Source organism: Pedobacter albus, assembly GCF_036324255.1.
GTDB classification, from domain to species: domain Bacteria; phylum Bacteroidota; class Bacteroidia; order Sphingobacteriales; family Sphingobacteriaceae; genus Pedobacter; species Pedobacter albus.
The window spans coordinates 404,929-430,618 of the sequence record NZ_JAZDQT010000001.1 but is presented as its reverse complement, the minus strand read 5'-3'; the positions used below and the strand labels follow the sequence as shown (position 1 = coordinate 430,618).

Below are 25,690 nucleotides of genomic sequence, written 5' to 3'. Positions count from 1 at the left end.
TTCTTTCTCCTCCCTCTAAAACCGAGCGGGGACGTTAGTTATTCATTAATGTTATAAATTCTTTCAGTTGGGTTACGTCTTTCAGGCCCGGTGCCACTTCAAACTTGCTGTTTACATCGATGGCGTACAAGCGCGGATCGTTCAATTGTTTCAAGGTTTCTACTTGTTCCAACCCGATACCGCCACTCAAAAAATAGCGTTTATCCAAGGTGTATTTGGCCAATAAAGTCCAGTCGAATACCTTGCCTGAGCCCCCGTGAACGGGAGTTTGCGTATCGAAAAGGAAATAATCGACCACAGGTTCATAAGCTTTGAGCTGCTCGAAATCAAAATCCTCGCCAATGCCAAATGCCTTGATCACCTCCGCGCCTGTTTCGGCAAGCGCAGCACAATAAGCCACATCTTCTTGCCCATGCAGCTGCACCGCCTTTAAATTGTACTTGATTACATAGGCAATGACCTTTTCCAATTCTTCGTTTACAAAAACGCCCGTGGTTTTAATGCTTGGTGGCACATATTTAATCAATTCGGCCGAAACCTCGCTAATGCAACGTGGCGATTGGGGATAAAAGATAAATCCCATATAATCGGGTTGCAATTCGGCTACCGAAGCAATGTTGGCGGCCTCCCGCATGCCACAGATCTTAAGTTTCGCTTCCATGGCTTAATTGAGCAACTGTTTAAAACTATGCAGGGCTTTTTTGGCCAGCAACGATTCTTCTGCTTCGTAATAGCAATCGGCAAAAGAACTGCCCTGTTTAATGGTTTGGATAGCCAAGGCCGCATTGCACAGTACCACGTTGGTTTGTGCATCGGTACCTTCGCCATTCAGGATATCCATAAAAATCCTGGCTGATGATTCTACCGTATCGCCTCCTTTGATTTCCTGCTCACCAATCTCCTCAAAGCCTAAATCACTGATTTGGGTCAATACCTCGCCTTTTTTGCTGAAGGTTTTGAAATCGCAGGTCATCGAAACCTCGTCAAAGCCATCAACTGCATGGATAATGGTATAGTTCTTATCGGTTTGTTGGTACAAATAGGCATACAAACGGGCCAGTTCGAGGCTAAAAACGCCCACGATCTGGTTTTTGGGCTGAGCGGGATTAACCATGGGGCCCAACATGTTAAAAAATGTTTTCACGCCCAGTTCCTTGCGGATCGGTGCCACGGTTTTCATAGCCGGATTAAACAAGGGCGCATGCAAAAAGCAGATGCCCGCCCTGTCTAAGCTTCGTTTCAGGCTGTCTTCGTCGTTGGTAAAGCTATAGCCCAAATATTCCATAACATTAGAAGAGCCACAGCCTGAAGACACGCCATAATTGCCATGTTTGGCCACCTGATGCCCCGCACCGGCTACCACAAAAGAAGCCAGGGTAGAAATGTTAAAAGTATCTTTTCCATCGCCACCGGTACCGCAGAGGTCAACCAGTTCAAAACTTGAGAAGTCTACTTTTAGGCATAAATCGAGCATTGAATCCCTAAAGCCCTGCAATTCTTCTACCGTGATGTTGCGCATGCAGTAAGCCGTAATAAAAGCGGCAATCTGCGAACTGTTGAACTCGCCCAATGCAATGGAAGTGAGTATTTTTCTAGCCTCTTCACGGCTAAAGGTCTTGTTTTCAAATAAGTGGTTAAGTATTTTCTTCATGGGTATCAAATAAAAAAGGTTGCCTTATGAGCAACCTTCTATATATTTTTTAAAAAATAAACGTACAAAAAAAAAGGTCACATCACGCTATTGCGTTATGCCACCACCAGTTTTTATTTACGTTTACTTGAATCATTCTGAAGCAAAGATGAAATAGTTTTTATTATTTGCAAAATCTTTCTTAAAATTATTCGGAATTATGTCTTTTATTAAACGGAAATTACATCAGGAAGATGATTTGGGCTTTGGCAACAGGCCCATGGGCAAAGACCAGCGCATGATGAATGCCAATGGCAGCTCGAATATCAAACGCATAGGCCTCCCCTTTTTCCGGAGCTCCGACACCTACAATTGGCTCATTTCCATGTCGTGGGGCAAATTCTTGACCGTGATCGTCATTGCCTGGCTCATTGTCAACATTTTATTTGCCTTTGTTTATGTTGGCGTAGGCATCGAAAACCTGAAAGGTACCGATGGGGTTACGCCGCGCGACCATTTTTTTGATGCCTTTTTCTTTTCTGCCCAAACCATTTCTACCGTAGGCTACGGCCATATTAGTCCGAGCGGCTTCATAACCAGCTGCATTGCCGCCTTCGAATCGATGCTGGGCCTATTGGCTTTTGCTTTGGCTACAGGATTGCTTTACGGACGATTTTCGAGGCCAAATGCCAAAATACTGTACAGCAAAAACATGGTCGTTGCACCTTACAAAAATACAACTGCCCTGATGTTCAGACTAGCCAATTTTCGCAATAGCCAACTGATTGAAATCGCCGTACAGCTGGTTTTTACCTATAATGAAATGGTTAGAGGCCAAAAAGTGCGCAGGTTTATGCCCCTCGAACTCGAAAGAAGCAAAATAGGGCTTTTGAGCCTCAGCTGGACCGTAGTACACCCTATTAACGAAGACAGTCCGCTTTTTGGCAAAACGAAAGAAGAACTGATGGATGCCGAGGTAGAACTCATCGTCTTGCTGCAGGCTTTTGACGATACTTTTTCGCAGACCGTGCATAGCCGTGCCTCCTATCTAGACGAAAGCATTATTTACGACGCCAAATTTGCACCTGTTTTTTACCACGACGATAACGGCCTTACCACCATAGACCTCTCGAAACTAAGCGAGATAGAAATGGTGACATCTGCACAAATCTAATCTTGCAGGGAATAAAAAATCTAAATAAGAATAAATTTCAAAATTCACTAAGCGCTTAGTTGTTTTGATTAAAAATTCGCTTATTTTTGGGTAACACAACTAACTAAATGAAACTTACAACGCTTCAAAGGCTTTTTATTCTTTTAGCCTGTTTTGCTACGCTATTCGCTTCCTGCGAAAAAAAAGAGCAACCCATCCAATTTCGCATTAACCAATTTAAGCAGACAGCCATAACCACCCACCCTACGTTGGTGTTTTCTGTGCAACAGGGCGATGAAATAGGAGGCGATAAATGGAAACCTTTAAATGAGCCTATTGTTGGCTTTGATTATGAAGAAGGCTACATCTACGATCTTTTGGTTACCGATGCCGAAGTAAAGGCTGCAAAAGGCAATGGCTTCCAACATACCTTTCAGTTAAGGCAGGTGCTTTCGAAAACAAAAGCCAAACCCGACGATTCTTTTGATATTGACCTGAAACTGGGTGGCGTAAAATGCGTAAACGGCAATTCGAATACAGGCTACAACATTCTAAACAAGGTAAATATAGATTGTGGCAATTTGTGCAGCGAGTTTGAACAGGCTTTACAATCGAACACCAAAAAATTGAGTGGCAAATTCATTTTAAACAATAACGGCTCTATCAAATTGGTAGAAATACTGAGCGATTAGCTTTCAGCGCTTTGGGCGACTGGCTAAATTGTTCAATTGCTGGATTGTGAAATTGCTGAATGGCTGTATTGTTAAATTGCTAATTGGCTGGTTTGTTAAACTGCTAATTGCCAACTAGGAGAACCGCCCACTGAAAACTGCCAATTCAATTATTTGATGAGCGGATTTTTCTCCTTGGCAAATAACTGAAACACCTTTTTATCTGTAAATGCCGGGAAAAGCTTGTTCATCCACACCGCGAGCTTGCCTTGACTAGTCATGATAAGCGTACGTTTGCGCTGTTCGATGCCATCGCCGATACGTTTGGCCACTTCCTCGGCAGTCATCATCTTGCCTTCTTCCATACTGGTTTCGCCATGGGCATGGCCATCTTTCGACAAGGCCGCCACCCTGATATTGGAAGTGGTAAAGCCCGGACAAGCCACCATCACGTGTACGCCAGTTTTAAGCAGTTCGGTACGCAACGATTCCATAAAGCCATTCATGGCAAACTTAGACGAAGAGTAGCCTGTTCGGCCCGGCAAGCCCCTGTAGCCTGCAATAGAAGATACGCCAACAATCACGCCTTTTGTTTTCAGAATTTCGGGCAAGGCGTATTTTGTGCAATAAACGGTTCCCCAAAAGTTAACATCCATCAGGTTTTTGAGCACCGACAAATCGAGGTCGTTGAACAGGGCCCGCATCGAAAGGCCTGCATTATTGATCAGCACATCGATCTGGCCAAAGGTAAGTAAGGCTTGTTTAATCAGCTGTGCACAGTCTTCTTCTTTGCTCACATCGGCTTGTACGGCCAATGCCCTAACACTATATTTTTGCTCAATTTCGGCCGTAATTTCGCATAGGGTTACATATTGGCGGGCGCCAAGTACCAAATTTGCGCCACGCTTGGCCAATTCTTCGGCCAATGCCTTGCCTATGCCCGATGAGGCTCCAGTAATAATGACAGTCTTGTGCTTAAAGTTCATTGCTGTTTTTTAAATATGCTTGATGATGCGCTACTTGATCAGTGAATTTTCATAAGGTACCCGGGTAAGAATGGAACGGCCGAGCGTAATTTCGTCGGCATATTCCAGCTCGCCACCAAAGGCAATGCCCCGGGCAATGGTGGTTATCGGAATTTGAAAATCCTTTAGTCTTTTATGGAGATAAAACAAAGTGGTATCGCCTTCCATGTTGGCGCTTAAAGCCAAAATCACTTCTTTAACCGACGTTGTAGATACACGTTGCACCAAGCTGTCGATATTGAGGTCGGAAGGACCAATTCCATCCATTGGCGAAATCAGGCCGCCTAGCACATGGTAAACCCCAAAATATTGGTTGGTGTTTTCGATGGCCATCACATCGCGGGTATCTTCTACCACACAAATGGTTTCTCCGTCCCTTTTCGGCGCACTGCAAATGCTACAGATATTATGGTCTGAAATGTTATGGCAAACCTGGCAGTGCTTGATTTCTTCCTTTAGCCGAATTAGCGTACGGCCAAAATGCGATACTTCCTCCTGTTCTTTGTTGAGCAGATGCAGCACCAAACGCAAAGCTGTTTTTTGCCCTACACCAGGCAGTTTTGCAAATTCGTTTACCGCATCTTCGAGCAGCTGGGAAGAAAAATTCATTTACAAATTTAATTAAAAGTTAGTCGGCAGTCAATAGGAACAAATTGATGATAGCCACGCTGAACTTAAACAAGGATAGCCCCCCAATCAACTAATGAACTGATGAGCCAATGAACTAATGAACCAACAATTTACCAACGCTTTCTTGATTTAAACCTGTAAATACTTACATTTAGAAGCTAAATATAAATTATGAGTCCCGCGATACTTTTATCTTTCTTATTGGGTTATTTTGCCTTGTTGATCGGCGTAGCCTATTTTACATCCAGAAACAACTCAGACAACGCTTCTTTTTTTATTGCCAACCGCAATTCGAAATGGTACTTGGTGGCCTTTGGCATGATCGGCACCGCCCTCTCAGGCGTAACCTTTATTTCGGTACCTGGCGAAGTAGGTGCCCCGGCAGGCAACCAGTTTCAGTATTTTCAATTCGTGCTGGGCAATGCGGTCGGTTTTGTCATCATTGCTACCGTACTCCTGCCCCTTTATTACCGGATGAATTTAACCTCCATTTATAGCTATATCGAGCATAGGTTGGGGTATTTTAGCTATAAAACCGCTGCCTCCATCTTTTTGCTCAGCCGTACTTTGGGCTCGGCTACACGGCTATACCTGGTTGTTATTGTGTTGCAGCGCTTTATATTCGACAGCTATGGCGTTCCTTTTTGGGCAACCGTACTCATTTCATTGGGACTCATCTGGTCATATACGTTTAAAGGAGGGCTAAAGACAATCATCATTACAGATACTTTGCAGACGTTCTTTTTGGTGCTGTCTGTGTTTCTGACCATTTATTTTGTGTGTAGCAGCTTAAATCTCGATATCCCACAGGCCTTCGAAACCATCAAAAACAGCAGCTATTCAAAAATCTTCTTCCTCGACGATTTTTTAACGAATAAATTTTACCTCAGCAAACAGTTTATCGGCGGCATTTTCGTAACCATTGCCATGACGGGACTTGACCAGGATTTGATGCAAAAAAACCTGAGCATGAAGACCATTGGCGAAGCCAAAAAGAACATGTTTACCTTTACCGGAATATTTGTGGTTTTAAACATCTTCTTTTTAAGCGTAGGTGCCTTGTTGTATATTTTTGCCACCAAAAACGGCATCAGCATTCCGCTAGACCACGTTACCCACCAACCAAGAACCGATTTGCTCTTTCCTGAAATAGCGCTGAACCATTTGGCCACCCTACCGGCCATCGTGTTTATGCTGGGGCTGACCGCGGCCACCTTTGCCACAACCGATAGTGCTTTAACTGCGCTAACCACCTCTTTTTGCGTCGATTTTTTAGGCATGAACAAGAAAGAAAACCTCGATAAGGGAAACACGGTGCGGAAAAGACACATGGTGCATATCGCATTTTCCATCCTCATGTTTTTGGTGATATTGGTGATCAATGCCCTCAACAGTTCGTCTGTAGTGAGTTTGATCTTTAAAATAGCCTCTTATACCTACGGTCCGCTTTTAGGCCTTTACTCGTTTGGCCTCTTTGTTAAAAACCGTGGATTACACGATAAATTGGTTCCATTTGTTTGTATATTGGCGCCAATCGCCTGCTTTTTCTTAGATAAATATTCGGCCAAACTTCTTGGAGGCTACGTTTTTAGCGTAGAGCTGATTTTGGTGAACGGATTGATTACCTTTGTAAGCTTATTACTGATCAGCAAGAAAACAGATCAACAAACCAAGTTTTAAATTATACAGAATATAGAATGACAAGTGAAGAAAAGATAAGAAGTGCTTTTGCCAATAAAGATTGGCAAGAAATAAAAGTAACCGACAGCTGGCAGATTTTTAAAATCATGGCCGAATTTGTTGACGGCTTTGAGAAATTGGCCAAGATTGGCCCTTGTGTAAGTATTTTTGGCTCGGCACGTACGGCCGAAACCAACCCCTACTATCAAATTGCGGTAGAATGTGGCCGCTTGCTCACCGAGCGCGGCTATGGCGTAATTACCGGTGGTGGACCAGGCATTATGGAGGCCGGTAACAAGGGCGCCCACATGAACGGTGGCAAGTCGGTAGGCTTAAACATCGATTTGCCTTTTGAGCAGTTCCACAACAAGTATATCGACCACAACAAATTGTTGGAATTCGATTATTTCTTTGTGAGGAAAGTCATGTTTATGAAATATTCGCAGGGTTTTGTGGTGTTGCCAGGCGGGATGGGTACCATGGATGAGCTTTTCGAAGCCATTACCTTGATCCAAACCGGCAAGATTGCACGTTTCCCGATTGTTTTGGTAGGCACGGCCTATTGGGGCGGTTTGGTTGACTGGATCAAAACCCACATGCTCGAGAAAGAACATAACATCCACGCCGAAGATTTGAACCTGTTTAGGCTGGTTGATACAGCCGAGGATGCGGCAGAGCACATTTTCAGGTTCTACGACAAATATGTATTGAAACCGAACTTCTAAGCGGTTATAACCAACAAAAAGGCCGACATGCAATCATGTCGGCCTTTTTTATTTTAGTTGCTATACATCTAGCAGTTCGCTCATCTTCACTTTCAGTGCGTCGGCAATTTTCTTGATGTTGCTGATGGATGAATTGGTTTCGGCTCTTTCGATGCGCCCAATCTGTCGGGTATCAAAACCAGTCAGTTCTTGGAGCTTTTCTTGGGTAATATTGAGCCTCTCCCTAATTTCTACGAGCTTCTTCCCTACTTTTTGCAGGTATTGCTGATTTCTGTATTGTTTTCCCACCCTACCAAAGTGAAAATATTAATGAAAAAATATTAGGACTTATTTGTCCTTTTAAAATATTTTTCATTAAATTTGATTTAAGCTCCTTAGCGCTTAAGCAACTGATGATTAAGAACATAAAAACCGGATTTCGCACTGCTCTTTTTTTGCCTAGGCAAAGCCAAACGGTATTAAAAAAGGGTGGAGCTGATGCGACCGGCATTGCCTTTAGAATTCTCATCAGTTTGGTTATCTGTTCTCCCGAATAAAGCTTCTACTCTTGCTATTTAAAGGTAGCAAATCATTTAGTTTACCCATCAATTACTTATTCACAAAATGATTGTGGACCAGCATTTTACAACACAAAATAGCTCCTTTACTATTCATTAAGGGCTTTTATTTGCCCTAGACTAAAATATTGTACCCATGAAAAAATCAACACTTTTGGTTGTACTGGCTTTGCTATGCCTTAATTTTTGGGCAAGCGCACAACAGCAACAAGCCATCGATATTATCAGTAAAGGCCTGCAGGTTGGGCAGGTTCTTCCAGCACTCAGCTTGGATAGCGTCATCAATTTTCCAACAAAAACCCTAGCTACCTCGTCGTTTAGGGGCAAACTGCTCATCATCGATTTTTGGGCTACCTGGTGTGGCCCCTGCATAGGGATGTTTCCCAAAATGGAACAGTTGCAACAGCAGTTCAAAGACAAGGTGCAGTTTTTGGCAGTTACTTATCAGCAATCGGCACAGGTTAAGGCCTTTCTCCAACAACAAAAAGCTAAACATGCCACCATCCCTTTGGTAAGCGACGATGAACGGTTGCATCGTTTGTTTCCGCATGTATACCTGCCTCATTACGTGTGGATAGACGAAAACGGTGTAGTCAGGGCCATTACAGGTTATGAAGCCATAGATGCGCAACACCTTGAACAGATGTTGGCCAAACAGCACCAGAGCTTTGAAATGAAACACGATAGCAGACTAGACCTAAATAGCCAAAACCTCTTCTTGAGCCAAAATGCACCTGTTTTTGAACAAAATCTCAAAGGCTACAGCTATTTTTCTGGCTTTATCGAAGGCCTAAGTGCGGGTTACGCCATTTATCCCAACGATACACTGAAGGGCAAGCGCCTAACCGCCACCAACCTGAGCTTAATGAATTTGTTCGCTATCGCCTATCGCGATTATGGAAATTTTGGCTACAAAAACATGGTTTTTATGCTTAAGGACAGCAGTCAGCTGAGTACTGGCATAGCCAAAACCAAATTGAAAGATTGGGCCAAAAAGCACACTTACTGTTTTGAGGTGGTAGTAGCGTCAGACCAGAGCGAACCTAAGCTTTTTTACGAGAGCATACGTCGGTTTTTGGCCATTTATCTGCCACAGTACCAAACCAGCACCAGCTACCGGCAACAGGCCTGTTTGGCTTTGGTTAGAACCTCTGACACCGTCAAATTTGCAGCCCATGCCAACAGCGACAGCTTTTTAAAGGTAGATGGCCAAAGCCTGCAAATCCAAAACCAGCATTTTACGCAACTGATTAGGCCTCTGGCTACTTATTATCTCCAAAACATCGACTTGCCTTTGATTGATGAAACGGGTTATACAGCACCCATCACACTCTCTTTGCAAGCCGATATGGGCAACCTCGAATCCATCAATAAGGCCTTAAAAGCTTATGACCTGGCCTTGGTAGAAAAGATAGGTTCCTGTCCTATTGTCAACATCAAAGAATTATAAACCTCATTTAACTTAACCTATGAAATACATTTTATTAGCGCTTTTATGGGCCATTGCCCTCACTGGCAGCGCCCAATTGAAAGGCAGGGTCATTGCGGCAAACGGCGAGCCTTTAATTGGCGTGAGCATCCAACAAGACAACGGAAAACTTAGCCTTCACACCGATGCCTCGGGCCGGTTTACCATCAATCTGCCAGCGGGCCGGTACCATTTTAACTTTAGCTACGTGGGCTATCAAAAACTGCAAATCGAGCTTCAAATTCCGTCGGCCGAAGAAATAACGATTAAACTCCAACCCGAAAATCAACAGCTGCAGGAAGTTGTTATCCATACCGGTTACGAGCAGTTAAAACCAAAGCACAGCACGGGCTCGGTTACCGTAGTTGAGCAAAACCTGTTGAACAGAAGAATAGGCCCTACCATTTTGGAAAGATTGGAAAACGTGGTTCCTGGCCTGATTTTTACGCAGGTAGGCAATGCGCCCAACAAGCTGAACATCAGCATTCGCGGGCAAAGTACGCTCAGCGCCAATACCGATCCCTTGGTGGTGCTCGACAATTTTCCCTACGACGGCGACCTGAATGCTATTAACCCAAACGACGTAGAAAGCATTACCGTACTGAAAGATGCCGCAGCCTCAGCGATATGGGGTGCCAGGGCCGGCAATGGCGTTATCGTCATCAGCACCAAAAAAGGCCAATACAACAAGCCGATGCAACTCAGTTTTAACAGCAACTTTGGCTTGACGCAAAGGCCTGACCTGTTTTACGCCAACAAAATCAACAGTTCAACTTATATCGATATCCAGCGACAGCTTTTTCAGGCGGGTTACTACAAAAACGATGAGCTGAACGACTTGAACAACGTTTCGCACACCGCATTACCGGCCGCAGTGGAGCTGTTTATTGCCCAACGCGACGGCAAAATCAGCAATACAGAACTGGAACAGCAACTCAACCTGCTTCGCGCCAACGATGTGAGGAACGATATGCGCAAATACTTGTATCAACAAGCGGTTAGCCAGCAATATTACCTTAGCCTTAATGGTGGCGGCACCCAACAGCGGTATGCGTTTAGCTTGGGTTACGATCAGCGTTCGGAAAGCCTAAAGGGCAATGCACAAAACAGGCTAACGCTAAAGGCCAATCAAAGCTGGAGCTTCTTAAAAGAGCGTTTGCAACTCAATACCGATATTTTGCTGGTGCAAAGTGTTCGCCAGAACAACGGCAATGCTTATGCCTACAAACAGCCCTACGCCATGCTGGCCGATGAAAACGGAACACCTATTCCGGTTCCTACACAAAGACAAGGCTTCCTAAACGCCTCGCTGAATAAAGGACTGCTCGATTGGGAAAATCGCCCGATAGATGAAATAAAACTTAGGGACAACAGCAGTCACTTAAGAGATTATCGTTTAAATATGGGCCTTAACTACAAGCCTATCAACTGGCTCAGCGCCGAAGTTTTATATCAATATGGCCTAAGTACTACCAAAAGCAAAGATGATGCACCGCTAGAAAGCTATTACACGCGTAACCTCATCAATACCTTTACCAAAGTAAACACCGACGGCAGCTTAACCCGCCCCATTCCTTTGGGTGGCATTATGGATCAAGGCTTTAGCCAAGCCGAAAGCCATAGCTTAAGGGGACAAGTAAATGTAAAACAACAATGGCAAAACCATAGGCTGAGTGCACTGGCAGGCTACGAACTGAAAGCCTTGCAAAGCGAAAGCAACCAATACCGGCTGTATGGTTATGATGATGTGCACGCCACCAGTGCCATTGTAGATTATGTGAGCGTTTTTCCAAGCTACAACGTACCGGCCAACAGCCTCAATATCGAAAACCGCGACAGTCAGGATGGCCTAACCGACCGTTTTGTATCTTATTATGCCAATGCGAATTACAGCTATAAAAACCGCTATTTTTTAACCGGTAGCGCTCGTTCAGACCGTAGCAATCTTTTTGGCGTAAAAACCAACCAAAAAGGCGTCCCTCTGTATTCGTTGGGCGCTAGTTGGATTGTTTCTGACGAAAGTTTTTATGCTTTTAAGCCGATTTCCTATCTCAAATTGAGAATGAGCTATGGCTATAACGGAAATATAGACAAGAGCCTTTCGGCCTATACCACGGCCCGTTATTTTCCGGCCAGCGCCTTTGCAAGCAACAATCTCACCAAACAATCTTATGCCCAAGTGGTTAATCCACCCAACCCCTCTTTGCGCTGGGAAAAGGTGAAAATTGTAAATCTGGGCCTCGATTTTAAGTTGTTTAACAATCGTGCGGGTGGCAACGTCGATGTGTATGATAAAAAAGGACTTGATCTCATTTCAAATGTTTCTTTTCCACCGTCTAGTGGCATATCGAACTTCAAGGGCAACTATGCGCAAACCAAAAGCCGTGGCTTAGACCTTGACCTGAATATTCAAATCCTAAAGGGACAATTGGGTTGGCAAACCCGTTTCAATTATAGCCTAATCAGCGAAAAGGTAACCAAATACAGTGCAGTTACCTCGGCTGCTAGTTATTTGCCCTACGGCACGCCCATGCTCAACAAGCCCTTATATGCGGTTTACAGCTACGAATGGGCTGGTTTAGATCCATCAACAGGCGATCCGCTCGGCTATTTGAACGGAGCACCCAGCAAGGATTACCTGTCTATCTTAAACAGTTATACCCCCGAAAAACTGCTGTATAGCGGCAGTGCCCGCCCTACTCAATTTGGCGCTTTCAGCAATACGTTGAGCTATGCAGGCTTTGAGCTTTCGGCTACCATCAGCTATAAATTAGGTTATTACGTTCGAACAAATAGCATCATTTACGGGCGAGACCTGGGCCTGAGCAGCAGCCATGGCGATTATATGCTTCGCTGGCAACAGCCTGGCGACGAAAACCTTACCCATGTGCCCGCTGTACCAGCCGTGGCCAACGACCGCAGAGATAGTTTTTATACCGGCGCTAGCATATTGGTGGCCAAAGGCGACCATATCCGTCTGGAAGACATTAACCTGAGCTACGAATTGCCTGCCCGGCTTTTGAAACGAACGCCTTTCAAGAACCTTCGCCTGTACAGCTATGCCCGTAACCTTGGGCTGTTGTACAAAGCCAACAAAAGCAGCGAAGATCCCTACTTCCTGAACAGCGGTCCACCACCGTTTAACCTTTTTTTCGGATTGAACGCGAATTTATAAACACCTAAACACAATGACCATGAAAAAATTATGCCTTTTCTTTATCACCTGCAGCTTAGTTTTGAACTTAGGCTGTACCAAGGATTTTCTGGATGAAAGACCCGCAAAATCGCTATTGGTTCCGAGCACATTGACCGATTTACAGGCTTTGTTAGACAATATTAACGTGATGAACTCAGCTCCGGCCCTGCCCACGGTTGTAGCCGACGATTACAGCTTGCTGGAAGGTGGCGCCTTAAAAATAGATGCGGTACAAAGCGGCGGGTATTTTTGGGCCGATGATGCTTACCAGGGCAATACGGTTGGCGACTGGAATACGCCATACCAACAAATCTTTTATAGCAATGTGGTATTAGATGCCTTGGCCAAAATAGAAATCAATCCGGCTACACAAAACACCTACAACGCCATTAAGGGAAGCGCCTATTTTTATAAAGCCATGGCTCTCCATAACCTTCTGCAACTGTTTGCCAAGCCTTATGATGAGCATGCCGACAGCTACCCCGGCCTTCCTGTTCCCTTAAGTTCTGATGTTAACGAAAGACCTGCACGCCAAACACTAAGCTATAGTTACGCACAATTACTTAAAAACTTACAGGATGCGATTGCACTTTTGCCCCTCAAACCAGTCACCAAAAACAGGCCAAGCCAACAGGCAGTTCTTGCGCTAATGGCCAGGGTTTACCTGATTATGCAAGATTACCCCCAGGCAGAAGCCTACGCCGAAAAAGCACTGAATATTAGCCGGAGCCTGATAGATTACAACACCGCTGTGGCCACAACCACGCCTTTTGGTCAGGTGCTGCCAAACGGGATAGACGAAGTTATCTTCTACAACAAAAAGCTTTCTTATGCTTTCTTCACTTCTGGTATTATTAAAATAGATGCAGGATTGGCCAGTTTGTACCACAGCAACGATTTGCGTCGTAAATTCTATTTCAGGGATGGCACTAACAGCTCGGTTTCCTTTACGGGCTACGAAGGGCTTACTACCGACGAGCTCTACCTCATCAGTGCCGAATGCAAAGCCAGGCGCAACAATATTGAGGGAGCGATGAACGAATTGAACACCTTGTTGCAAAAACGCTGGAAAACGGGCACTTACGTTAACCAAAGTGCCGGCACCGCAAGCCTTGCACTGAGCCTTATCCTCACAGAACGGCGTAAAGAACTGGTCGGCCGGGGCCTTCGCTGGACCGATCTTCGGCGATTGAACCAAGACCCCAAATTGGCCATTACCCTAACCCGGACTTACGGCGGGAAAACTTATACGCTGCCACCCAACGACAAGAAATATACTTTTCCCATACCCGACAGGGAAATACAATACGGCATCATTGAGCAAAATTAGGCTTAACAGTCAAGCGCATCGGCACCAGTCGGTGCGCTTTTTTTGATTGTTTCGTAACCAAAGCTTACTGCTAATTCTCTACACGTAGCAGACTGCAAAAGCGGTAGTGATTTGTCATACCTATCTCTGTTTAGCAAGCTACGGGCTAATCATCTAAATTTAACATTAATATTGTATCAAGGAATTTACAATCCTCAATCATGATCCGATACAACCTTTTGTTATAACACGAGTCCTCCATCTGCCCTTTACACAAGCCAACTCTAGTAATTTTACCGTTCAATAAAATGACTTAGCAATCATGAAAATTAGCCCTAATGAACTTATTCTATGCCGCACCCCTGCGTTCGGAATAACAGACCGTCTTGAAGACAAATGGAAAGAACTGAAAGAGAAAATCAACGAATCTTCTCCAGCTTTTTACCAAACCATTGCAAGCCTCGAAGCAGACGAAATTGCCAAACTTCCCGAAAAAGCCCGCTTTACCATTTGGAAATACTTTAATCGGGCCAAATATAGGGCCACTCCATTTGGAACATTTGCAACTGTTGTACCTATTCCGGTAGCGAAGGCGCCAACACGGCCTATCCAAATCAGCGAAGCCATTTATCCCCATCACTTTATCGATTGGAGCCAAAAAGAAATATACACCCAAAACGTAAAAAAGGCTTTCAAATATTCCAAATACTATTTAAGTAATTCCTCATTCTATTTAATCGGCGAAGAAATCAGGTATGTATGTTCTAAAAACCAGGGGTTTGAATTGGCCGCCGTAGCGCGCATGCCCGAACTGGAAACACTGCTTGAACATTGCCACTATCCCACACCGCTCCACACCCTCCACGAGCTGATGTGGCAACAATTTGAAATGGACAAGGGCAATACCAACCAGTTATTGATGCAACTGATCGACCTGCAACTGATCTGCACCGATGCCTTTCCGAACATTACTGGTGAAGATTATTTCAGCAGGATAAACCAACAGGCCAAGCGCTTGCCCAGCGAATACATCATTGCCGAACGCAAACTCGTCAATGGAGCCTTTGAGCAGCAATACCTTAAACAGCTGCCAGAGCTCGTCGGTTTTCTTACGCAACACCTCCAACCGGCCATCAACTGCGATTTAAGCGATTTTAAACAGGCCTTCCTCAAAAAATTCGAACAAAAAGAGGTTAGCCTAGCCGTTGCCATGGACCCCGAAATAGGCATAGGCTACAGCCAGCTTGAGCAGCAGCGCCAGCAAGACAAATTGATTGCCAATATTAAGGAAGGTCAGCAAAAAGGCAACGGCACCTTACAGATTGCCTATGGTCCTCTACAACATTTTTTGCTGAACCAAATGATGAGCAAAGCACCCATCCAGTTGGAGAATTTTAAGGAAAACACCCCAACAAGTGCTTTGCAATTGTCTAATTCTTTTAGCCTGATTTTTCATCTTTTTGAGGGCAATCCGGTGATTACCCAAATCGGGGGCTGTACCGCAAATGCACTGTTAGGTCGTTTTACACTGGCCAACAAACAAATAGAAAATTATGGCCAGCAATTGGCACAGCTTGAAAAAGAAGCTAATCCCGATGTACTTTTTTTTGATTTGGCTTATCAGGCCGAACAGCGGGTTGACAATGTAAACCGTCGCAAAATGCTGTACGACCACGAACTGCCCATATTAACCTGGTCGGCAAGTGCACAGCCCTTAGACCTCAACGACATCTTGGTTTCTATTTGCGGGCAGGAAATCGTGCTGCGCTCCAAACGACTCAACAAAAGATTAATTCCCAGAATACCTTCCGCCTACAATTATAGCCGTTCTGATCTTTCTGCCTACCGTTTATTATGCGATTTGCAATACCAGGGCTTATATGGCAACCTGAATTTTAAGCTACAGGATTTCTTTCCGCACCTGGCCCATTATCCGCGGGTAAGTTTTAAAGATATCATCCTTTCGCCGGCAAGTTGGTTGATACCGACAGCTTTTTTTAAGGAGAAGCAAACCACAGTCGCTTTAAAACACCTCAAAGATTGGCTGGCTACCAATCAGATCGATAGCATTTTTAAAGCCGGCACCAGCGACAATATTTTATGCTTCGACCCGGCAAATGACGAAGACCTGCAGGCCTTTATATTGTACGGCAAACAATGTTGCGAGCAGGAAATTTATATTCAGGAGGGCTTAATCGACCACACATCGGTTGTACATAGCGAAACCGGCAAGGCATTTCTGCCCCAGTTTATTGCCAGTTTTACGCATCAGGAAACCATTTACAGGCCTTATGCAAACATCGGAAAGGCACGCCCCAACGAAACCCATCCACCCGTTTTGGAATTGCCTGGCGGAGAATGGCTTTACTTTGAGCTTTATCTCCACCCGAGCCGAAGCAATATGGTTTTGCAGCATTTTATCCGTCCGTTTTTAAAAAACAACCAGCAGCAATTCAGAAAATGGTTTTTCATCAGGTACAACGAGCCTAGTTCGCACCTTCGCTTTAGGGTACAGCTGTACAAAAAAGCCGATGCTTATGCAGTATTGAACGAATTTAGGGAACTTATTGCCAATGAAGTAACACTCGGGCTGATCCAGGATTACAAAATTAGGACCTACCACAAGGAAACCGAGCGCTATGGCGCAACCAGAATGGATCTGGTAGAGCAATACTTTTGTGCCGACAGCCGTTACATCCTCTATTTAACCGGCAAAAGCGAGGATAACGAAAAGCTTTACCTGGCTACGCTCTCCCTATTATTAGAGCTTTATGCACAGGCCATTCCAAATATTAACGACCAGCTTGCATTTGCAAAGGAAATAGCCCAGAATTTTGCATTGGAAATGAACATCGACGTGGATAATTTTAAACGCATCAACAGCGAGTTTAACGATTTTAAGAAGAGGGCGGCCGAATTAAAAATGCCTTTGCCCAAATTGGCCAAACAAGCACTGCTTAAACACTTTAAAATGCTGATGCGCAGCTGCAGCAACGAAGCAGACAAGAAGCGATTGCTTACCGACCTGATCCACATGCACGTCAATCGGCTTTTTAGCAACGATCAGCGGGTACACGAAACCATTATTTATCATTACCTGTTAAGGGCGTTGCAGACGAAGCGGGCACTTGCAGCTTTGCCAGTGGAATAAACAGCCTCACCACAAAATGGTTCTGGTCTTCTACGCCATAGCTAAAATCAACGTCTTCGCCATAGGCATATTGCAAACGCTGCTTGATGTTGAGCAAGCCTGAATTATTGCTGTGGCTGCTTGGTTTCGGATTGATGAGGTTATCTGTTTCGAGGTAAAAAGTATCTTCTACCGCCGCTACATTGATCTGGGCTTGATGTGCTGCGTCGCTTAAATCGCCATGCTTAAAGATGTTTTCGACCAGGGTAAGCAACACCAAGGGAATGAGATGCAGCTTTTTAACATCTTCGGTATAAGAAAATTCGAGATTGAGCGGTTTGTCTTTCCTTACCTGATTTAGATAGAGCAGGTTTTCTACTTGCTCTATTTCTTCGCCCAAGCGAACATCCACCTGCTCCGAATCGATGGCATAACGCATCATCTGCGACAGCCTGATAATGGCATCGCCGGCAAGCGGAGAGTGCGCATTCACGTTGTGGTAAACAAAATCAAGTGTATTGAACAAGAAATGCGGATTGATCTGCGCCTTTAAAAAAGCATTTTGCGCCTGCACCAGGTCTTGTGTAATGCGCTGTTGCAAGATGATGTTGTTTAGCCGCTCCCTTTCTAGTTCCTCTGTTTTTTTGCGCTCTTTCAAATAGGTTTTGATGTAATAATAGCCCGTGGCAAAACCCATAAAATAAATGCCCCGATAAAAATTCTTCAGCATAAAGGTAGAATCGAGCTTATAAGGTCCGTTCCACTTGATAATTTTGATCAAAATCAAAAATTCATCGGCCAAATAGTGCAAAAGCACATAAATGCACAGTTGCACCACCACTATAATAGGCAGTTTCCATATCGCGTTTAGGCGGTCTTTGGTACTCCAGGGCATGGCCCAATCAGCATGTACATAAAAGAAAAGGATATTGATGGAATAATGCAGGATATAGGTAACCGGATTGGAGAAGTTGTAGAGGATGCCGATGATAATGGCTTCGTAAAAAATAAACAGTATCCAGACCAGGATGTGGATCCTGTTTGCAGCAAACCAGTTGAGCTTAGTTCTTTCCATATTTTATACCTTTTTGTATAGGATATTATCCTTTCTATATAAGTTTCTTCTTGAGCACAACATACTAGGCTAGTTTCAATAAAAATTTAAATATTATGAAACGCAAAGCACTAAAAATCAGCTCAAATACATTGTTTGTTTACAAATCTGTTAAAGCGGCCACAGGCAGGGGTACAACCGTTGATACAGATCCTACCACTGCTATGACTGCCACAAGTTCTTTAACAGGGATTTTCCAAAAATAAAATTGACTGGCGGGATTAGTTCTTCTTTCCCGCCTTGATCAATCTTACGTTGATAAAGTCGGTAAATTCCTTGCGGTAATGGTCGCCAACCGTAATCTGGACACCATTGATCATTTTAATGGTATTCCCATCGATGCTTTCCATGTGGTCTTTTCTCACGATAAAGCTTCGGTGCAATTGGATAAAATCATCGTTGTTGTTCAATATTTTGGCCATTTCTGTCAAAGACATGTAGGTTAATATGTTTTTGGTTGCCGTATGGATCATCACGTAGTTGAGCTTGCTCTCGACGGCAATAACGTCTTTGTACTTGATTTTGATGATTTTGGGACTTTCTTCCTTGCTTTTCACAAAAAAGAAATCCTCTTTTTCCATCACGGCATCGCCTTGTTTTTCGCCTGGAAATAATTTGTTAATCGTTATTACAAACTTGCCCAGCGTATAAGGCTTCAACAAAAAGGCATCTGCATCGGCCTCAAAGGCATCGTAGGCGTACTTGGTATGCGCAGTTGTAAAAATCAGCTTGTCTGTTTTGCTTCTGATGGCCTTAGAAAGTTCTATGCCTGTAATTTTGGGCATATCAACATCCATGAGGATCAGGTCTACGGCTTCGCCTTCTGTAATGGATTTTAAGGCTTTTAACGGATCGGTATAGCTTTGAATCAACGTAAGCTCGGGTACCGAATCGATGTATTTTTTCAGTCCGTCTATCGCATGTTGCTCATCGTCAATTATAATGCACTTGTACATCTCTAGTTTATAATCCCTCTAAATATGTACAAAATAGCTGTATTATGCAACTTTATTTATTTCTTATCAGTTAAAACGGCCGACTGATATAGCCAAAACAAGTGCTCGTATAAGCAAGTGGGAAAGGGATGGGCGTTTGACTTATGAACGCTTGAAGGAGATATCGGGATCGATATCGGCCAGCATCGTATCCAGGTCTTCTATCGGGCGGCACGAATCGATAAGCTTAACCAAATCAACCATGTCAAAATTATAAAGAGACGACAAGGCAAAAAGCTTCGACAGAGGCGTTTCTACCAGATTTCTCTCATACCTGATATAGGTAGGCCTGCTTACAAATAAATAATTCGCAACCTCTTGCTGGTTGAGATTTTGCTGTTTTCTCAGTTTCTTTAAGATTTGGCCAAGTTGAATATTCATAACACAGTAAATTTGAGATGGAATTTATTGGTCAATATTGCAAATCGGCTTTATTTTTAACGCTTTCTTATACGAACAGGGGTAATTTCGGGATAGAAAGGCTTTATTTCAGGATTAAACTTTTTTAAAGGATCATTTTTTTGACAAAACGCCTTTCCAAAGCGCAGAGCCATTCTTTTCGTTCATCATGTTCATTTTTTTTACACAAAAAATTTAATTCAGAATTAAAAAATCGTTCTGAATGCCCATTAAAACACTGAAAATCTGTTCATTGTCCACCCACGCCTCAAAAACGCCGTTTTCTTTGTTCATTTTCGCATTTAATTTTTGCATTTTATAATGGTATATTAGTGGTAAAGCTCAAAAATAACGTATCTCCTTATGCCAAATCCCCTATTCTTACAAGAATTAAAACGGCTTATCCTCATCAAAACGAACATAAAGGTCATTAGTCCTTCCGATTGCAGGATAATTTCCAGTTCTGTTCAGAAGGAACTCAAAAAGAACATCAGCGAAACCACCATCAAACGGCTCTTCGGTTTTGCCGAAATCAAACACGAATTTTCAAAGTTTACCATCAACACCCTGATGGAATATGTAGGCATGGCCGATGAACAGAACATCGGCAAAAAGGCACTCGATCTAGAACAGGTGCCCGAAGATGCCTTCGAACAACTGCGGGCCAGGGCGCAGCGCATTACCTACTTTACCCTGCAGAACATCCGCAACAGGTGCAGCGTTCCCTACGAAATGACCATTGCGCGCAAGTTTGCCAAGCACGATCTCATGTTTTTCCACTCGAGCAAGTACAGTTTTACTTCCTTTATTTCGCAACCGGGCTATGGAAAAAGTATTTTGCTGAGCCATTTGGTACAACAGATGTTTATAGACGAGGATGCGCCCTTTAAAAAGGATATCGTACTCTTTTTAAACGCAGATTACCTGTTTAACAAAGAACTGGAAGAACTAAGCCTCGAAGAACGCATCAAAACCAGGATTGGTTTGCCCCAACACACCGATCTTATTGCCTATTTTAACGACCAGTGGCTTAAACATGGCCACAAATTCATCATCATCCTGGATGGTTTTTCTGAACTGGTCATCAACAAAACCACCAAGCAAAAAGTATTCGAAAGCATCATCAGCCTGGTAACCAATATCGACCAGCATGAAAGCATCAAACTGATACTGGGCATGCGCTCGACCACCTGGAACCGTTTTTACGACAAGATGCGCTATTCTTATTTCCTGAAGAGCAAATGGTTTCCAGGCAATTATTTTAACCTCAACGACAGTTCAAACGTTCCGCCACTAACCGAAATAGAGGTTGAACAGATTTTCCAGAAAATGAGCCCGCTCGATTTTACCAAGATCAGCGACAGTTTGAAAGCCCAGCTCAAATTCCCGTTCCAGATCCAGTGGTACTATCAGCTGAAGGAAGAATATCCCGCCTTTGATTCGTATACCAATATTATCCATTACGAAATCATTTCCCGCTTTATCCAGGAAAAAATTTACAATTCGACCTATGCTACGGAAAAGGTGTTGTTCTGCAAAAAGATCATCCACCTCACCAATTACGGTCGGCGGGGCTACTCGGTAACCAAAACCGACCTGATCAAGGAACTGCCTGTTTTTAAGAATGCCTACATGGAACTGCTCACCGATGGCATATTGATGGAAGAAAAACATGTTAAAAGCGGCTTTCCGTCAGAATTTGTACGTTTTATACAGCCCCATGTATTCGAATATTTCTTATTTACCGAACTGTACGAGCTGTTTAACCAGCAAATGGACGAGCGTTTCTTTGAGCTGGTGCATCAGGAGTATGTGGGCAACCATGTGCGGTTTCAGCTTTTGCAATGGTCGGTAAGGCTATTGGTACGCCTCAACAAGTTCCGCGAAATCGACGCCGTGCTTAACCTTAAGCTGAACAATTACGAAAAGAACTACCTGATTTACTTTATTGCCGAAAACCTCAATTACCGAAACAAGAAGGATCCGAACCTGTTGCAGCAAATCAAGGAACAGCAGCTGCACAAATTGCTGATGAAGCAGTTTATCCATTTTGATTTTATCGATTCGTACTACAAGGATGCGGTTAAATGTTTGATCGATGTTGCCGACAGCGAAGAAACCGCCCTTTATTACCATGCCATCCTGGCTATTTTCGATTGCCTGAGCCTGAACCAGGCCAAAATACTGAAGCGACTCGAAAAAATGGAAGGCCTAAAATGCGAAGCGAAAAACTGGGACATCAATCCCTACGAAACGATTAAGCTGATTTACCTGCGCATTAAAGACGTTGCCATTGCCGAAAACCAAAACCTGCAAAAGATAGAGGATTTTAAGTATGGCGGCAAAATAAACGGCATCAGGAACAAGGAACTGCCCGACATGCGACAAGTGATCAGTTACTTGCTGATTTTCTTGCTCAACCTGTTTTATGGCTCGCCATTAGAGGCCACAAAAATCATATCGGCTATTTTGCGGGAGCATCCGAAGCTGATGAAAACGCGTAAATTCTTCTCCATCTATTTGCTCAACCTGATGGCCCAGGCTTGTGCACGAACAAATCCTAGCAAAAAGACAGACCAAATGGAGAAAATACTGACACAGCTGTACGCCGACGAATCGAGGGTAAATCCAACGCTGTATGCACAATCGGTATTTTTATCGCTAAAAGCCGAACAGAGCAAAAACAGAAAGGATTACGCCACGGCGCTGCAATATGCGCACGAGTGCATTAAAATCTACAAGCGCAACGACTTGGCCATTAACGAACTGTTTACCTACAACCTCATCATCAGCATTTATAAAGAGCTTAAAGACGACGAGAAAGTAGAGGAATACAGCTACCACAAGCTCAACCTGCTTGATAGCAAACAGGTAAACGTGCCGGTATTCAAGTCAACCTCTTTTATTTAACCAATAATTTTTAGTCATAAAAAAAGGAGATGTGAATCTCCTTTTTCTTTTTATTACTATCAACTAACTAACTATTTCTTGGTTACCTTAAACTCGGTACGCCTGTTGAGCGCCCTGCCTTCGGGATTGTCTTTGCCATCGGGCAATTTATTGGGGGCCACCGGCATGCTAAAGCCGTAGCCTTTGCTGGTCATGCGTTCTGGTGCGATGCCCCGGCTTACCAAATAATCGACGCACGATTTGGCTCTGCGGTTAGACAGGTCGAGGTTATAGGCCTCTGTGCCGATATTATCGGTATGGGCGCCCAATTCGATTTCGATGTTCTTGTTATCCACCATCAAATCGTACAAATAGTTAAGCGTAACCTTTGACGAATCGGTCAGTTCGGCACTATCGAATTCATAGAAAATATTATTCAGCACAATAGGCTTGTTCACCTTAAACGGCGTTAGGCAGAGCTCTGCACTTTTTAGGGTGTCGACACTGGCCAGCTGTTCATAACTGTAGCTGATGTTTTTGGCAAAATAGCTGTCTTTTACCGCATTGACCTGAAAACCGCGGTTAGAGCTGATGCCAAATCGGTACATGCCATTTTGGTCGGAAGTAGTGGTTTGCTCGGTAAAATCGGCACCCGTAATGGTAACAGTGGCACCTTCTAATGGTTTTAAGGTGGCGCAATCGATCAGCTTGCCACTGATGGTTAAGGTTTCTCTCCTGATTTTGAAGATTTCCAAACAGCATAGCGATTCGCGGTCGGAGCTGATGTAGCCTTCCTTGTCTTCGTCGTCTGTTGGCGTAAAGTACATATCGTCTTTGGCCGAGTTGAAAGGATAGCCCATGTTTTTTGGCGTGGTCCAATCGGTAAAATCGCCTTCTGATTCATAAAAATCAAAACCGCCTATGCCAATGCGGCCTGTACTGCTGAAAAGCAGCTTACGGGTTTTAGGATTATAGTAAGGCGCCTCGTCGTCTTCCTTGGTATTGATTTTATCGCCCATGTTCATGGCATTACCGGTGGTGCCGTCGGGCCTGATGATGGCATACCACAAATCGTATTTGCCAAAACCTCCCGGCCTATCGGAAGCGAAGATAAGGTATTTGCCATCTTTGGTAATATAAGGTTGCATGGAGTTGAAGCCATTCACGTTGATTTCGCCACCCAAAGCTACCGGATCAGACCATTGATTATTGGCCATACGGCTAGATACGTAAATGCTGCGTTTTTTGTCTTCCTTGTTAATCCAGGCGGTAAAATACATAAAGCCTCCGTTGGGATGCAATGTAGGTGCCGCCACTTCCATCTGCTTAACGTTAACGCCTACCCGGCTTACTTCGGCGTCTGGGCTTTCTGGCTTGGCCGAGGTTGCATAAATAGCATTGATATAAGGGTTGTCTTTTCTCACCACCCTGCTGTTACCTCCAGAAAGTACTTCGGGTTTGCCATTGGTCCTTACCGGCCTCGACGAAGTGAAATAAAAAGTCTGGTTGCCTACTGCAGGCGCATAATTGGAACCCGCCGTATTTACTTCGGCCGGTAGCCTGTTTAGTTTGAAGAGCCTGGGATATTTGATTTCGTTCAATGCAAACCTGCACGACTCGATTTCTGTCCTAGCTTTTTCTTTATAGCCATCGTTTACGTTGTACTTGTTCACAAAGGCATTAAAAGCGGTAATGGCCTCGTCAAACTTGAAATTGGCACGCAAACATTCGGCATACCAATAACCACTCAGCGCATACTTGGGATTACTGAAGCCATTGGCGATTACATACCATTTTTCGGCATCCTTAAAATTTTTATACAGCCTGAGCGAAGTGGCCAGCTGAAATACGGCATACTCGTAATCGTCTTTGCGGGGACTTTCTTCCTGTATCCGCTTTTCGAAGCCATAAGGCACCACGAAGCCTGCACTGTCTGGCGATATCTGCAGCGCCCGCTTATAATATTCTGAGGCCGCATAATATTCTTTGTTAATGAAGTAGACATCGGCTACCCTCTTGTTATCTGTTGTCATCTGGGCCTGGGCAAATGAAAGGCTGCAACATAGGATCAAAATTGTTTTTAAATAGCGCATATCTCAAAAAATTAAAGTCGTGGACAGAAGAAGTTAGGGCCAACAATACCTTTTCTGCTGGTAAACGATACAGAAAGTTCCAAGCCGCCCCTGGCGCCTGTTGCCTTGTTGAGGCTCGAGGTATTAAAGTCGTAGCTTACCCCGATAACCATGCTTTTAAAATGAACCCCTAAAAAAGCAATTGCCGAATCGTCAACGCGATAGTTCGACCCGAACAAAATATCCGATTCGGCGTTGAGCATCATCTGCGCATAGGCACCGGCCGCAATTTCGCGGGCATTTCCTTGTTTCAGGTAAATGAAGTTGGGCGTGATATCCAACATATTGTTAACCTTGATGCGTGCCCCGCCATGTCCGGTAAAGCGCATAGGCAGGCGCGGATTATCGCCGGCTATGAACTTATCTTTGGGCCTGGTAAGGTGCGATACACTGGCACCGGCAAAAACATTTACTTTTTTATTGGTGCTGCCGTCAAAAAACATGATACCGGCATTGATATCTGGCGCCACATAGCTCGACGAAGAAATATCGTCAGACATAGGCATACTCGGATCGTAACCTAGTATAGGATTGTACTGGCTACCTGTGGTGATTTTAGAGATATCGAGGCTCTTGCTGATGATACCGGCCTGCATCCCGAAATTGATAATCTGCTCGCCACTTTGGCCAAAGCGAATGCGATAGGCCGCCGAAGCCAAGGCGCTGAGCTGGTTATAGCCAATATCGCCTGCCCTCTGGTTAATGATGATACCGCCCAGCGACAGGTTTTTAACGGGAGCCATATCAAAAGAGGCACCAGCGGTGAGGTAGCCGTTTCTCAATGCATCCCATTGTTGCTTGGCATTTACATTTACCCGATAATCGCCATCGGTAACCCCGGTCAGGGCCGGGTTTAGCCAAAGCGGGTTAGCATAATATTGCGAAAAATGTGGATCTATCTGTGCTTGTGCTTGCTGTACTCCAAAACTTAGTCCGAATGCCAGCATTACTATTCTTACGTATTTCATGTGTTTCTTGTTAGGTAAA

Annotated in this window: 20 protein-coding genes; 10 read left to right on the top strand and 10 right to left on the bottom strand. The window is 44.1% G+C overall.

Annotation, left to right across the window (positions count from 1 at the left end):
* Nucleotides 1-34: 34 nt before the first annotated feature.
* Entirely contained in the window at nt 35-661 is a 627-nt protein-coding gene (locus VRU48_RS01780) for a phosphoribosylanthranilate isomerase (RefSeq protein WP_330106217.1), read from the bottom strand.
* Between the two features lie 3 nt (nt 662-664).
* The gene (trpD, locus tag VRU48_RS01775) at nt 665-1,651 is read right to left on the bottom strand and encodes an anthranilate phosphoribosyltransferase (protein WP_330106216.1); all 987 of its coding nucleotides are present in this window, start codon (nt 1,649-1,651) and stop codon (nt 665-667) included.
* Between the two features lie 199 nt (nt 1,652-1,850).
* Between trpD and VRU48_RS01770 the strand changes: the two genes are divergently transcribed.
* Together VRU48_RS01770 and VRU48_RS01765 are read left to right on the top strand one after the other, a co-directional pair.
* Nucleotides 1,851-2,804 (top strand): ion channel, encoded by a 954-nt coding sequence (locus tag VRU48_RS01770; protein ID WP_330106215.1) that lies wholly within the window; start codon nt 1,851-1,853, stop codon nt 2,802-2,804.
* Nucleotides 2,805-2,911: 107 nt separating this feature from the next.
* The gene (locus tag VRU48_RS01765; RefSeq protein ID WP_330106214.1) at nt 2,912-3,475 is read left to right on the top strand and encodes a DUF4377 domain-containing protein; all 564 of its coding nucleotides are present in this window, start codon (nt 2,912-2,914) and stop codon (nt 3,473-3,475) included.
* 149 nt (nt 3,476-3,624) lie between these two features.
* Here VRU48_RS01765 and VRU48_RS01760 read toward each other — a convergent pair whose 3' ends face one another.
* Entirely contained in the window at nt 3,625-4,440 is an 816-nt protein-coding gene (locus VRU48_RS01760) for an SDR family oxidoreductase (RefSeq protein ID WP_330106213.1), read from the bottom strand.
* 30 nt (nt 4,441-4,470) lie between these two features.
* A complete protein-coding gene (gene recR, locus VRU48_RS01755) occupies nt 4,471-5,088 on the bottom strand; it encodes a recombination mediator RecR (protein ID WP_330106212.1) in 618 nt (205 codons plus the stop codon).
* A 192-nt stretch (nt 5,089-5,280) separates the two neighbouring features.
* Between recR and VRU48_RS01750 the strand changes: the two genes are divergently transcribed.
* On the top strand, nt 5,281-6,789 hold the full coding sequence (locus tag VRU48_RS01750) for a sodium:solute symporter (protein WP_330106211.1): 1,509 nt from the start codon (nt 5,281-5,283) through the stop codon (nt 6,787-6,789).
* A 17-nt stretch (nt 6,790-6,806) separates the two neighbouring features.
* Nucleotides 6,807-7,514, top strand: a complete 708-nt coding sequence (locus tag VRU48_RS01745) for an LOG family protein (protein WP_330106210.1) — start codon at nt 6,807-6,809, stop codon at nt 7,512-7,514.
* A 60-nt stretch (nt 7,515-7,574) separates the two neighbouring features.
* On the opposite strand, the gene VRU48_RS01740 is transcribed toward VRU48_RS01745, so the two are convergent.
* Nucleotides 7,575-7,802 (bottom strand): helix-turn-helix domain-containing protein, encoded by a 228-nt coding sequence (locus VRU48_RS01740; RefSeq protein WP_330106209.1) that lies wholly within the window; start codon nt 7,800-7,802, stop codon nt 7,575-7,577.
* 405 nt (nt 7,803-8,207) lie between these two features.
* Between VRU48_RS01740 and VRU48_RS01735 the strand changes: the two genes are divergently transcribed.
* The 4 genes from VRU48_RS01735 to VRU48_RS01720 all read left to right on the top strand — a co-directional run bounded on the left by VRU48_RS01735 (nt 8,208) and on the right by VRU48_RS01720 (nt 17,195).
* On the top strand, nt 8,208-9,521 hold the full coding sequence (locus VRU48_RS01735; RefSeq protein ID WP_330106208.1) for a TlpA family protein disulfide reductase: 1,314 nt from the start codon (nt 8,208-8,210) through the stop codon (nt 9,519-9,521).
* 19 nt (nt 9,522-9,540) lie between these two features.
* Complete coding sequence (locus VRU48_RS01730; protein ID WP_330106207.1) at nt 9,541-12,714, top strand: SusC/RagA family TonB-linked outer membrane protein; 3,174 nt, start codon at nt 9,541-9,543, stop codon at nt 12,712-12,714.
* Between the two features lie 19 nt (nt 12,715-12,733).
* Nucleotides 12,734-14,065 (top strand): RagB/SusD family nutrient uptake outer membrane protein, encoded by a 1,332-nt coding sequence (locus VRU48_RS01725; protein WP_330106206.1) that lies wholly within the window; start codon nt 12,734-12,736, stop codon nt 14,063-14,065.
* 301 nt (nt 14,066-14,366) lie between these two features.
* Nucleotides 14,367-17,195 (top strand): lantibiotic dehydratase, encoded by a 2,829-nt coding sequence (locus VRU48_RS01720; protein ID WP_330106205.1) that lies wholly within the window; start codon nt 14,367-14,369, stop codon nt 17,193-17,195.
* On the opposite strand, the gene VRU48_RS01715 is transcribed toward VRU48_RS01720, so the two are convergent.
* Nucleotides 17,128-18,249: a sensor histidine kinase gene (locus tag VRU48_RS01715; RefSeq protein WP_330106204.1), complete on the bottom strand. Its 1,122-nt coding sequence runs from the start codon at nt 18,247-18,249 to the stop codon at nt 17,128-17,130. The two genes, VRU48_RS01720 and VRU48_RS01715, sit on opposite strands and share 68 nt — an antisense overlap.
* Nucleotides 18,250-18,344: 95 nt before the next feature.
* On the opposite strand from VRU48_RS01715, the gene VRU48_RS01710 reads away from it, so the two are divergent.
* Entirely contained in the window at nt 18,345-18,494 is a 150-nt protein-coding gene (locus VRU48_RS01710) for a hypothetical protein (RefSeq protein WP_330106203.1), read from the top strand.
* A 15-nt stretch (nt 18,495-18,509) separates the two neighbouring features.
* Here the strand turns inward: VRU48_RS01710 and VRU48_RS01705 are convergent, their stop codons facing one another.
* Both VRU48_RS01705 and VRU48_RS01700 read right to left on the bottom strand, forming a co-directional pair.
* Nucleotides 18,510-19,244: a LytR/AlgR family response regulator transcription factor gene (locus VRU48_RS01705; protein WP_330106202.1), complete on the bottom strand. Its 735-nt coding sequence runs from the start codon at nt 19,242-19,244 to the stop codon at nt 18,510-18,512.
* 141 nt (nt 19,245-19,385) lie between these two features.
* A complete protein-coding gene (locus VRU48_RS01700; protein WP_330106201.1) occupies nt 19,386-19,664 on the bottom strand; it encodes a helix-turn-helix domain-containing protein in 279 nt (92 codons plus the stop codon).
* Between the two features lie 381 nt (nt 19,665-20,045).
* Here VRU48_RS01700 and VRU48_RS01695 point away from each other — a divergent pair, with 381 nt between their 5' ends.
* Nucleotides 20,046-22,592: a hypothetical protein gene (locus VRU48_RS01695; RefSeq protein ID WP_330106200.1), complete on the top strand. Its 2,547-nt coding sequence runs from the start codon at nt 20,046-20,048 to the stop codon at nt 22,590-22,592.
* Nucleotides 22,593-22,663: 71 nt separating this feature from the next.
* Here VRU48_RS01695 and VRU48_RS01690 read toward each other — a convergent pair whose 3' ends face one another.
* Together VRU48_RS01690 and VRU48_RS01685 are read right to left on the bottom strand one after the other, a co-directional pair.
* Complete coding sequence (locus VRU48_RS01690) at nt 22,664-24,604, bottom strand: OmpA family protein (protein WP_330106199.1); 1,941 nt, start codon at nt 24,602-24,604, stop codon at nt 22,664-22,666.
* Between the two features lie 71 nt (nt 24,605-24,675).
* Entirely contained in the window at nt 24,676-25,671 is a 996-nt protein-coding gene (locus VRU48_RS01685; RefSeq protein WP_330106198.1) for a PorP/SprF family type IX secretion system membrane protein, read from the bottom strand.
* Between the last annotated feature and the right edge of the window lie 19 nt (nt 25,672-25,690).